At 43.0% G+C, this 11,721-nt stretch carries 9 protein-coding genes; 5 read left to right on the top strand and 4 right to left on the bottom strand.

Annotated features, from left to right (window positions below; all coding sequences use genetic code 11):
* The first annotated feature begins 242 nt into the window (after positions 1-242).
* A complete protein-coding gene (locus ACN0QW_RS11810; RefSeq protein ID WP_299373118.1) occupies positions 243-470 on the top strand; it encodes a DUF1127 domain-containing protein in 228 nt (75 codons plus the stop codon).
* A 183-nt stretch (positions 471-653) separates the two neighbouring features.
* On the opposite strand, the gene ACN0QW_RS11805 is transcribed toward ACN0QW_RS11810, so the two are convergent.
* From ACN0QW_RS11805 to ACN0QW_RS11795, 3 genes are all read right to left on the bottom strand, one after another.
* Complete coding sequence (locus ACN0QW_RS11805; RefSeq protein ID WP_417431720.1) at positions 654-1,145, bottom strand: PAS domain-containing protein; 492 nt, start codon at positions 1,143-1,145, stop codon at positions 654-656.
* Between the two features lie 152 nt (positions 1,146-1,297).
* Positions 1,298-1,819: a PAS domain-containing protein gene (locus tag ACN0QW_RS11800; RefSeq protein ID WP_417431718.1), complete on the bottom strand. Its 522-nt coding sequence runs from the start codon at positions 1,817-1,819 to the stop codon at positions 1,298-1,300.
* 49 nt (positions 1,820-1,868) lie between these two features.
* Positions 1,869-3,458: a PAS domain-containing sensor histidine kinase gene (locus ACN0QW_RS11795; protein WP_417431716.1), complete on the bottom strand. Its 1,590-nt coding sequence runs from the start codon at positions 3,456-3,458 to the stop codon at positions 1,869-1,871.
* Between the two features lie 402 nt (positions 3,459-3,860).
* On the opposite strand from ACN0QW_RS11795, the gene ACN0QW_RS11790 reads away from it, so the two are divergent.
* The 4 genes from ACN0QW_RS11790 (at position 3,861) to ACN0QW_RS11775 (ending at position 10,607) form a co-directional block, all read left to right on the top strand.
* Positions 3,861-4,880, top strand: coding sequence for an ABC transporter substrate-binding protein (locus ACN0QW_RS11790; RefSeq protein ID WP_417431714.1), 1,020 nt, complete (start codon positions 3,861-3,863; stop codon positions 4,878-4,880).
* Positions 4,881-4,925: 45 nt separating this feature from the next.
* The gene (locus tag ACN0QW_RS11785; protein ID WP_417431712.1) at positions 4,926-6,938 is read left to right on the top strand and encodes an ATP-binding protein; all 2,013 of its coding nucleotides are present in this window, start codon (positions 4,926-4,928) and stop codon (positions 6,936-6,938) included.
* 186 nt (positions 6,939-7,124) lie between these two features.
* Positions 7,125-9,710 (top strand): ATP-binding protein, encoded by a 2,586-nt coding sequence (locus ACN0QW_RS11780; protein WP_417431710.1) that lies wholly within the window; start codon positions 7,125-7,127, stop codon positions 9,708-9,710.
* 75 nt (positions 9,711-9,785) lie between these two features.
* On the top strand, positions 9,786-10,607 hold the full coding sequence (locus ACN0QW_RS11775; RefSeq protein WP_417431708.1) for a class I SAM-dependent methyltransferase: 822 nt from the start codon (positions 9,786-9,788) through the stop codon (positions 10,605-10,607).
* A gap of 107 nt (positions 10,608-10,714) precedes the next feature.
* On the opposite strand, the gene ACN0QW_RS11770 is transcribed toward ACN0QW_RS11775, so the two are convergent.
* Positions 10,715-11,572, bottom strand: a complete 858-nt coding sequence (locus ACN0QW_RS11770) for a branched-chain amino acid aminotransferase (RefSeq protein ID WP_417431706.1) — start codon at positions 11,570-11,572, stop codon at positions 10,715-10,717.
* Positions 11,573-11,721: the final 149 nt, after the last annotated feature.

Below are 11,721 nucleotides of genomic sequence, written 5' to 3'. Positions count from 1 at the left end.
GGGGTTTAAACAACCGAAAATCAAGCAAATTCAATAGCTTTCCAAGCGAACCCGTGTGAAACATACCCACTCTCTATCCCGCAGAAAATGTCGAATTTGTGACATGCACTTTCTGCATATCGGCGTTGTAGGAATGCCACTCGTAAAAATAAATCAGTGGGATTATATCATCCTTATCGGACGAACACGAACTTTCGCGAAGCGTCTAAACTTTATTTACCTACTGTTTAGGAGTTAAAACAATGGCTACAGTAACATTCACAGAAACACTTCCTGTAAACCCAACTGCAACTTATGCAGAACGTATTGGTTTTGCACTTGGTAACCTTTTTGTTTCGGCGATTGATGCCATTGAAAATTACAAGCTTCGCAGAGAAACACTTATCGCTCTTGAAAATTGCAGCGACTCAACTCTTGAAGACATCGGTCTGGCACGTTGCGATATCTCTGGTATCGTTTCTAAGATCTAATAGATCAACTGACCGTGTTCATAGAAGGCTCGCGTTAAAAGCTATCCTCCCTTAGGTTTTAACGCTTGTAGCTTTCTCGATAAAAAGACCTCAAAGATTATTCTTTGAGGTCTTTTTTTATCTGGTGATATATCCTTGCTGACATCTGATCATCCATACCAATAATTTGTATTTAAACAGCTTTTATTCTGAACAATTCAAACACTTTACAGAATAGAGCATAATGATATTCACAAAATTATCGTCATCAGAAAGAGGAAGAAACATAATTTCTTCATGGAAAAATTTACCTATTTTATCTTCATCAATGGTGTGATCATAAATGAATGACCTGCACTCACACACATAACGATAATTCTCTTCCACTTCTTCCCAGCTATCTCCGTGAAAATTTTCCCGTACAGGTTTTCCCGTAGGATCCTGTTTGCGTAGTTCCACTGCTTCTGTTCCCGCCAGGCGATAAAAAAGCTCTCCCGTTTCACGATTTTGCTCAACAAGGGTAATACCAGAGAGATAGCTCTTTAAATCCAGCGGATCAAAATCCCCCCGGCTAGGCATTTTCCGCCCTTTTTTGCGCGAACAGTATTCCTGATAGAAAGCAGCAATTTTCGGATCACATTTATCCAGAAAACTTTCATTGTAAATCTTGTTACGCGGATACTTTATTTCGAACATAAAGTTTTTTTCCAGATTATAGATAAACGAATATGACGGTTATTATCCCGTTTAATTATTATTCTTTTGTAAAAGATGGCAGTTTAATCAGTGTAAACAACAAAAACTCAAATCAGGATGGGAAATTAAAAAGTCTCTGTCTATTCCCTTGCTTATCTGTTTTGTGCGTATTGTTGTACGGAAAACAACATAATCATATTAACGGTGTTCTCATCATTTGAAAGCGGTAGAAACAACGTTTCATCATAAATGATTTTACTGGATTTTTCGGCTTCATTGGTATGGTCATAAAGGAACGTTTTGTATTCTTTTACATATCGGTAATTTTCCTCGACCTCTTCAGGAAACTCCCCATAAAATTCATCTTTGATACTTTTCCCAGTCGGGTCTTTTCCTCTGATTTCTACTTCTTTTGTCCCAACCAGCCGATAAATAAAATCATTTGTCTCTGGCTTAACATCTACCAGGGTAATACTTGGCAGGTATTGTTTCATTTCCAATGGATCAAAATCAGAACGGGACGGCATTGATCTGCCTTGTTTTTTAGAGCAATAAAATTCAAAAAATGCACGAATGTTTGCATGACAAACGTCAAGAAAAGACTCATCATAAACTTTGTCGGTCTTATGCTTGAGTTCCATCATTTCTCCCCGTGTTCCTGTTTTTGTACTCATTGGCTTTTGTTCTTGTAACTCGATTTTCATACTTCGGCCAGACAGTACGCTATGAACCAGCCGGAAAACATAAACAAGCACAGGTTCCTTTATCGGGTTCGCTTTCTATTTCGAGTGTGCCGCCATGTAATTCAATGAATGATCGAACCAACGGCAAGCCAAGCCCTGTACCATGATCCGTGTTTGTAGAGACATCACCAACTTGCTGGAACGGAATCAAAGCCAAACTCAAATCAGCCTTATTCATCCCAATACCAGTGTCTCTAACACCAATAATTTTTCTATTGTTTCTATCTTTTTCAAAGAACAATACAATATCACCCCCTTCCGGGGTGTATTTACAAGCGTTTGAAAGCAAATTGACAATCATCTGTTTCATCATTCTTGAATCAGCATAGATAGTGGCATCATCATCTTTGATGTCAATATCAATGCTCACCCCACGCGTGACGGCCAACCCTTTCATTAGGCGCGCGCTTTCCTGAATGATTTCAACTACATTGATCTGCTCACTATCCAGCTCCATTTTACCGGACTCTACCTTTGCCAAGTCGAGGATATCATTAATAATGGCTAAAAGATGTTGGCCGCTTTCATGTATTAATGTCGGGTATTCTTCATAACGCTCATTACCGATTGCCCCAAATATCTTCTCGGTCATCATCGATGAAAACCCGATAATCGCATTCAACGGTGTTCTCAATTCATGGCTCATCATTGCCAGGAATTCACTTTTACTTCTGTTCGCTTGTTCAGCTGAAATTTGCGCCCTAAGAGCATCAGCATGCGATTGTTCCATAGCTTTTGCAACGGTGGCCAACTGCTCATTTGCTTGGGACATTTCATCCCGGAATTGCTTTTCAACTGTTATATCTCGACGTAGATTAACGAAACCAACACCCGGAATTCGCATTTCGCTTACCATATGCCAGCCCACACCTGTCTTTTGCTCAAAAGGTCCATCAGGTGGGTTATGTAATCGTTGCAGACGTTTTTCAAGATACGCTTCCGGGTCAGAAGTGCTAAGAGGATCAGTAATAACACCGGGGACTTCCATCGTGTGTCTAATAACATCAAGATAGTGCTTTCCCATCATTTCTTCCAGCGGTGGCATATAGGAAAAAATCTGGCGATATGCCTTGTTAAAATACATCAAGCGATCATCAGTATCATAGATAATCATGGCATCAGGCATATGCTCAACCGCCAACCGCAACAAGGCGCCGACTTTTAACAATTTTTGATCATGCGATATCGGGATTAGAGTAATTATTTGCTGAACACAGCCGCCAACGTCTAAACGCCCAGTCAAAACGCGGCAAAAAATTGCCTGCCCGTTTGCATGGCGAAGCGTTACCTCGTCTTTCACAGAGGCCCAAGAATGGTCTATTTTTCCTTTTGGGGTTTCACTTAGATAAGATGAAAGAGAAGGGTAAGAAGGAGAGGCATCTATCAATTCATCAGGGACCAAAGCTTGTAATTCATCACGCGAATAACCAAGCATATCCAAGGCACGAGAGTTAGCGTCAAGAAGCGACAGATAATCATCAGAAAGAACAAGGATCGCAGCTTCCAGCCGGTCCGCTTGATTCGTTTCAGATAGCCCCCCCACATCAGGCCCCTTGATTTCTACTGACATCCCCTAAACCTACTCACCTTTTGCCAGTATCTGACATTGCGGCCCCGAATTCAGAAACGAAACACACATGGCATACCCTATCCATACAACTTGTTGTGAATAAAACCTACCCAAAACAAACTAAATAACTCTTAATTTCTACGTGCAGGGATATTCAAATTCAGCTTTTACGTCACACCAACCTTAGTTATTTCCCCCATAAAGTGCAATTAGCTCATCTTGATGATTGTGTCTTCCACTTGAAAAACCAACCTATGGCCACATGAAAAAGGTAAAATTTAACCAATAATTTTAAGGTGCTAACTTAAAATTCATATAAGTCAAAACTGCTCAAATAAATATTTAATCTTTTTTCTCTAAGCTTTGAGACAACCAAAACAAATGCGGGTCACGAACAACAATATGATCAGGCTTCCAATACGGAAAATACCACTTTCACTCAATATTTCCTTGAAGAATACCAACCGATTTCTCTTGGCAATCAGCCTCTTATTGACGTCAAATTATGTTATTCCAACCCCAGCCAATGCATTCGTCCCCGAAAGTAAAAAGCCGATTAGAATTATCCTGAACAATTGGACCAGTCAGATCATCATGGCGAAAATCTATGGTAAAACCCTTGAAGCAAAAGGCTATAAAGTTGAATACAAGGAATTATCAACAAAAGATCAATGGGCGAGGCTTCATCGAGGTCTGGAACACGTTCAAGTAGAGGTATGGGAAGGAACCATGTCCGAAGACCTTGAGCGAGTAAAAGCAAAAGGACAGATAGTCGTTGTTAGTGACCATGATGCAAAAACGCGCGAAGAATGGTGGTACCCCAGCTATGTTGAACAACTTTGCCCAGGATTACCCAACTGGAAAGCCCTAAAGAAATGCGCCTCCCTCTTTTCTGATAGCTCGACAGCCCCACAAGGCAGATATGTTGCTGGTCCATGGGAAAAACCAGAAAAGGCACGTATCAGAGCGCTTGAAATGGATTTCACTGTACGTCCGGTAAAACAAGCCGATGATCTATGGGTTGAATTGGAAAAATCGTATAAAAACAAAGAACCGATTGTGCTGTTTAATTGGAGCCCCAATTGGGTCGAAGACCGATACGATGGTAAATTTGTAGAGTTCCCGAACTATAGCGCAGAATGCGAAACTGACCCTGCTTGGGGGGTTAACCCCAAACGAATTCACGATTGCGGTAACCCAAAAGACGGGTGGCTCAAAAAGGTCGCCTGGGTCAAAATGGAAATCACATGGCCCTGTGCCTATGCCGTTCTCAGCGATATGAATTTTACCAGTCCGATGATCAGCCAGGTTGCTGCACTTGTTGATGCCGATGGAATGACGCATGACCAAGCCACCAATCGTTGGATTGATAAGAACCAGGAGTTACAAAAATCGTGGGGCAATCAGTCTTGCGGAAAATGACAGCAACTTCTTGTTCCAAAATATATAATATTTTGAGCAGATAACGTGTCGACGAAAGATCCACGCCCCCCAAAGCTTCAAAGACGGCTTGCTTCCAAAGTTGCAAGATCTGTCATTTTTGTCGCCCTTGTCATCGGATTGATGATGAGTACGATTGTTGCTTATCTGGACCTGAAAGAAACGAATAATAATTTCAGGAAAACCGTTGCACAGGTGATCAAAACAGCCCACGAACCAGCTGCTAGATCTGCCTATAATGTGAACGATGACTTAGCTGGTGAAGTTGCAAACGGCCTCATGGAATATAAATCCATTATATCCGTGACAATTCTGGATGACTTGCACAATACACTTACAAGCAGATCCCGCATTCACGAAGCATCGCCACATCGCTGGATTGCAAACAATGGATTTGGCGGACTACAATCCTTTGAGGTAGAACTTCGAACTATTGATGACCCCGAAGTTACAGCAGGGTACTTACAAGTCATAGCAGACCCCATAAATGTCGCAGAAGAGTTCATCCAGAGGGTCGCGCTAGAAGCCTTGGTCATCATACTACAGAGTCTTATTATTGCGGGTATATTTTCGTTTATTTTTTATCGATTGCTGATTGGCCCTTTACAAAACATCTCTCACGCGCTGGCCGCAACGGACCCCGATGCCCCGTTACAAACACAACTGGCTGTGCCCAAGAAAAACCGCGGCGACGAACTTTATGTATTGGCAGAATCAGGAAACCGACTTTTACAATCAATTTCCAAACGTATCCAGGAACGCGACACGGCAGAATCAGACCTTAGAAAAGCAGCGGAATCATTAGAGCAACGAATTATAGACAGAACAGTTGAGCTGGAAAAACAATTTGAGGCAGCCCAAGCGGCCAGTAAAGCCAAGCAAGAATTCCTCGCGTCTATGAGCCATGAAATAAGAACCCCGATGGCCGGGGTGCTTGGTCTGGCAGATATGCTATTGGACGACAGTATAACACCGGACACACGTGAAAAAGTTGAAAAAATAAAAGAAACGACCCAGTCGCTACTTGTCATCATTAACGATATTCTTGACCTGTCGAAAATTGATTCAGGTAAACTCAAGCTGGAAAATATAGATTATCAATTACGCCATGAGCTCAACAAAACCATAGAAATTGTTGAACAATCTGCCCGGCAAAAATCTCTAAAGCTGAGTATCGAAATTGAAGATAAAATCCCTAACCATCTTTACGGTGACCCCACACGTCTACGACAGGTTATAATCAATCTGCTGGGCAATGCCATCAAGTTCACTGAAAAAGGGTACGTGACACTTTCAGCTCGACAAGGAATAGAAAACGAAGGCAAATCGTGGCTTGTCATTAGTGTCACAGATACTGGCATCGGCATTCCCCACAATCGGTTAAAAGAAATATTTGATGATTTTACCCAGGCAGATGCCTCTATTTCCCGCCGTTACGAAGGGACAGGGTTAGGGCTTGCGATATCAAAGCGTCTAGTTGATGTCATGAATGGCAGCATCGAGGTTTCGTCAGAGGAACACAAAGGCACTATTTTTGAAATCAAGATTCCCTTAAACAAATCAAACAAAGAAGCGGCTGAACCTGTGCAAAAAAATGTAGCAGCCATTTACGAAACACGCCGCAATCTATCAATTCTGGCGGTTGATGATAATCCCCTCAACTTGCGTATTATTTCAGTACTTATGGGGAAATATGGACATCACGTTAAACAAGCCGATACTGGAAAAAAAGCCGTCGACATATTATCTGATCCCGCGCAAGATAATATTGATCTTGTTCTAATGGATATCCGTATGCCGGAAATGAGTGGCCCCGAAGCAACAAGAATTATTCGGGATTTAGAAGGCAGTATTGCCAAGGTTCCCATCATTGCCCTTACTGCTGACGTTGTCGAAGATCATGTCAACGAATATTTAGAAGCCGGCATGAACGCATTTGTTGCAAAACCAATAAACCCGGGCGTGCTTCTTGAAGAAATGAATAATGTCATGCAGGAAATAATCCACAAGCCCGTCACAGAGAAAGAGCAAAGCGCCTAAGGCTGCTCTTATCTGATCGGCCTTTATTTGTAAGCAAGACGGAAACCACCTCATGATGTATAAAAAATAGATCTGATCACACCTGCTGACACTGTTTCCAATCGGTTTCGTTTACCATTTTGTTGGTATTAACTGTGCTTTAATGACAAAGTCTTAGGATACGATACGGGAATCAGGTGCTTTTATATGTCGATCCGTGTTCGGGTTATTATCATCTTTACCCTTCTTATGGTGTTGCTGGGAGCGACAACCATTACTCTTGGGTTAATATATAACAATTCGACAGAATTAACCCAAAAAGAACGACAACGCCAAGAAGCCTTAAAACTCGCTGATCAACTTCGTCAATCATCTGACGATTTAACACGCATGGCACGAAGTTATGCCGTAACAGGGGAACAGCGTTTCAAACAATACTTCAATGATATTCTAAGTATTCGAAATGGGGGGAAACCAAGACCCAAAAATTACACTAGCATCTATTGGGACTTTGTTATTTCCGGACAGACGAGTACGGATGCTCCGAAACCAGCAGCATCCCTTTTATCACTGATCCAAGCTGTGGGCGTTAGTGAAAAAGAACTTCATTTTCTGGAAGAGGCCAAATCAAATTCCGACGAACTTGTGTTTCTTGAGCGTAAAGCGTTTGCTGCACTTAATGGCCTGTTCGCAGATAAAAACCGAAACCTGGCCCGTAAGGCCCCGCCAGACCCTCAGCTTGCAGCAGATATTTTGTTCAGTGATGCCTATCACGTTGCCAAAGCCAAAATTATGCGCCCTATAAATAACTTCCAGAGAGAAATCGATCAGCGGACAGCAAACGAAGTTGCTGTGATCGAAAATAAAATCAACCAGTTAACAATTCTTGCTGCTATTTTGGTTATATCCACAATCTTCTTTGTCCTGATTAGCTACTTTCACATGCAAAGCAAATTAATCAGTCCGATCCTTTACCTTGCAGAAGTTAGTAATGAAATCAGAGGCGGTAATTTAGACGTCAGACTTGGCGATACAAATGCAGACGAAATCGGTCAGCTCGGGGTTAGCTTTAATGCCATGCTCGACAAGATTCAGGAAAGCCTAGCATCACTGCACAGCGAGATATCAACCCGCCAAGAGCTTTCTGAACGATTTGATAACCAGAATTTTAACCTGCTACGCGCTCAACGGGTTGCCAAGATGGGGCACTGGTTTTGGGATTTAGCAAACGGGTACGAAGAATGGTCTGAAAACCTGCCAAGTGTATACGGACTTCCGGCAACCGCAAAGCCCGGGTACGACACATTTATTGGCTGTGTACATCCAGATGACCGAGAACGCGTCGAAAGAATTCAGGGTGAAAACCTCGAACAGGGGACAAATTTTTCACTCGCCTATCGTGTGGTTCATCAAAATGGTGAAGTCCACCACGTGATTAGCCACAATAATCTGAATTGTGATCTTACGGGAAAAGTTCTTCAGGCCACTGGACTGGTTCAGGATGTAACAGAATTAAAACGTGCTGAAGAGAAACTGGAAGGCTCAAAAAGAGAAGTAGAAGAACTCAATCGCAACCTTGAAACCAAAATCAAACAACGCACCAAAGCACTAGAAAAAGCGAAGGACGACGCAGAAACTGCCAACTCTGCAAAATCTGATTTTCTGGCAACCATGAGCCACGAAATCCGCACGCCTTTGAACGGCATCATTGGTATGACTCAGCTACTCAAAAATACAGAGCTAAACATTGATCAGGAACATAAAATTTCAACCCTAATTTCTTCCAGCCAAGGTCTATTGGAAATTATCAATGACGTACTGGATATGAGCAAAATCGAAAGCGGTGCACTGGAACTAGAAAGCAGAATTTTTGATTTAACCGAAATGCTCCCCCCCCTTAAAGCAACCTTTGGCGCACTCGCTGAAGAAAAGGGTATCAAATTTGTTACCGAAATTGACCTCCACGATCACAAGCTGGTTTACAGTGATCAGACACGCTTGCGCCAAATATTAAATAACTTATTGGGCAATGCTTTTAAATTCACGAGCGAGGGTCAGGTCACTCTGTCGATCTTGCTAACAGATTCAACAACGCCTCCGAGCCTGAAAATTATTATCGAAGATACAGGGGTCGGAATTGCCGGAGACAGGCTGGATAGTATTTTTGATGCCTTTAGTCAGGCAGACAACACTATTACCCGCAAGTTCGGCGGGACAGGACTAGGGCTCAGTATTACTCAAAGTTTGATTTCGTTGATGAACGGCCGTATCAACGTATCCAGCGTACTTAACGAAGGATCTTCCTTTACAATAGACTTACCCGTAACGCTGCCGACCCAAGAAGAAAACGATCAATATTTCCAACAATTAAGCCGCCCCCAAGATGTGGATATAGGACAGTTGTCCGTGTTATTGGCCGAAGACAACCCCGTCAACGCAATGATTGCAAAAGCCTTCCTGACCAAATTCGGACACAACACCATTCACGCTGAAAATGGAGAGGAAGCCGTGAACCTTTTTGCTCAGCACGATTTTGACCTTATTCTGATGGATGTACACATGCCCGTCATGAGCGGCATTATCGCGACAGAACAAATCAGGGCAACTGACAAAGGCGCGCATGTTCCCGTTATTGGGCTAACGGCAGAGGCTTTCACAGATCGTCACGAAGTCTTTCGTAAAGCTGGCATGAATGATGTTCTGACGAAGCCATTTAAAGAGGATCAACTTAAATCCCTGATCGAACAAAATTATCTGTCATCTGTAGTCCCACCAAGAACAGCATCTGCGTAAATAGCTATTCCAGCATATCCAACGCACTTTAGTGTTGTCTTTTTCTCAAAATATGAACAAAGCGTCCATAAGAATATGTCCGATAACAAGCCACAAGATCACTATCATGATCCGCTTCTCTCACGCCTGTACGACAGCCAAAATCCTTGGGGACCGGATTGTGATTTTTTCCTCTCTTTGATTCAGGACGCGCCTGTACCCCGAAAAGTACTTGATGTCGGTTGTGGAACAGGGCTACTGACCGCTGCTTTTGCCAATCTAGGGTATGACACGACCGGAATTGATCCCGCTTCAGACATGCTTAATATTGCCCGTCACCGACAATCCGGTGACAAAGTTTCCTGGGTTCAATCAGACGCAGCACAATTTAAATCTGATCAGCTTTTTGACCTGATTATCCTCAGCGGTCACGCATTTCAGGTCTTCCTGACAGATCAAGCGATCCATGATGCCCTTTCTAATCTAAAGGCATTGCTTTCCCCTAATGGAAAGATTGCGTTTGATACCCGCAACCTCGACGCCAAAGCGTGGGAACGCTGGATACCGAAAGAAACAACCCAAACTTTCGTCCTTCCTGCAAACAGCCAACACCAGAAAGATCAAAAGATTGAGATCTGGCATGACCTTGGAAATGTTGAAAGGTATGGCGACGGCAGAATTGTTGAGTACTTTACTCTATACAGAACAATGCCTGTCCAAGAAAATAATGTCCTGTCTAGTGGACAGTCGCTACCACCCCCGACAAAAACTGAAGCAAAAATAAGGTTCCTCAGCCACAACGAACTTTTAGCACATCTGGATAAAGCAGGGCTTGTTCTCGAACATTTATTTGGTGATTGGAACCAAACCCCACTTCAGAAAGACAGTCGAGAGATGATTGTCGTCGCGCGCAACTGATGCTTTTCAGGCGACGTAAAAAGCCCATAGCAAATGAAAGCTATGGGCTTAAATAATACTGGACCTCAATAATAGGCTTGGATAGGGAGCGCAGTGTCAAAAACGCGTTATCGCTTAGCCCATGACCAGTAAAGTTCGCGGGCAAGTTTGCTTATGGGGCCGATGGGATATTCCACGTCTTCAAACTTAACCACGGGTGTGATCTTAGAGATATTACCACTCATAAAGACTTCGTCAGCACCTTCGAAATCTTCAAATGACAAGGTTGTCTCCACAACCTCTCGTCCCGCTTCGCGAAGAAGCCCAATAACGCGCTGGCGAGTAATTCCGTTCAGAAATGTACCATTTGGAACAGGCGTATAAATCACATCGTCTTTGACCATAAACACGTTCGATGTACCAGTTTCCGCAACATTGCCCAAAGCATCTGCCACAAGTGCATTGTTATAACCACGCGACTGTGCCTCGCGGATCATTCGTCCGTTGTTCGGGTACAGACAGGCTGCCTTGGCATTTACGGGTGCCATAGACACCATTGGACGTACAAACTTGGTCCGGCAAAGCGTTTGCGTATAGCTGGTTGGTGCCATAGGGAACTGTTCAAGGCACAGACAAAACTCTGTAGAGTTCTCGTCAGGAACAACCGTCCCTGCCCCGCCTTCTTTTGACCAATACATTGGGCGAATATAAACCGCGGCATCATCAGCAAATTTTTTAAGACCTTCGATCGTCAGATCAATAAGCTGTTGGGTTGTCATAGTTGGCTTCAGGCCCATAACCTCGGCAGAAGCATTTACACGCGCAGAATGAAGATCTAAATCCGGCACGACGCCTTCGAATGAACGGGCACCATCAAAGACAAGCGACCCTAACCAAGTACCATGATCTGCGGCGCCCATAATCGGTAAATTACCTTCGTGCCATTCACCTTGGAAATACGTCCAGATTACTTCACCGATAGCCATTCCGCTGCCTTCTCTGTTTTCGAATAGGGTTGTGAAATTTTATACAATAGCTTTATTAGGCCCAAAGCAACTCTTCAAGCCTAGTTTATCTAATGCGTCATAAAAAAATTCTAATCCGAGGAGATAATTAAATCCAATGATAAAGCGAC

Source organism: Kiloniella sp., assembly GCF_048259265.1.
Taxonomy (GTDB): Bacteria; Pseudomonadota; Alphaproteobacteria; order Kiloniellales; family Kiloniellaceae; genus Kiloniella.
This window is presented reverse-complemented; position numbering and strand designations above follow the sequence as displayed.

What these genes read in the sequence shown, in the direction of transcription:
- ACN0QW_RS11810 (WP_299373118.1), top strand. Translation starts at nt 243, where the DNA reads ATGGCTACAGTAACATTCACAGAAACACTTCCTGTAAACCCAACTGCA.
- ACN0QW_RS11805 (WP_417431720.1), bottom strand. Translation starts at nt 1,145, where the DNA reads ATGTTCGAAATAAAGTATCCGCGTAACAAGATTTACAATGAAAGTTTT.
- ACN0QW_RS11800 (WP_417431718.1), bottom strand. Translation starts at nt 1,819, where the DNA reads ATGAGTACAAAAACAGGAACACGGGGAGAAATGATGGAACTCAAGCAT.
- ACN0QW_RS11795 (WP_417431716.1), bottom strand. Translation starts at nt 3,458, where the DNA reads ATGTCAGTAGAAATCAAGGGGCCTGATGTGGGGGGGCTATCTGAAACG.
- ACN0QW_RS11790 (WP_417431714.1), top strand. Translation starts at nt 3,861, where the DNA reads ATGATCAGGCTTCCAATACGGAAAATACCACTTTCACTCAATATTTCC.
- ACN0QW_RS11780 (WP_417431710.1), top strand. Translation starts at nt 7,125, where the DNA reads ATGTCGATCCGTGTTCGGGTTATTATCATCTTTACCCTTCTTATGGTG.
- ACN0QW_RS11775 (WP_417431708.1), top strand. Translation starts at nt 9,786, where the DNA reads ATGTCCGATAACAAGCCACAAGATCACTATCATGATCCGCTTCTCTCA.
- ACN0QW_RS11770 (WP_417431706.1), bottom strand. Translation starts at nt 11,572, where the DNA reads ATGGCTATCGGTGAAGTAATCTGGACGTATTTCCAAGGTGAATGGCAC.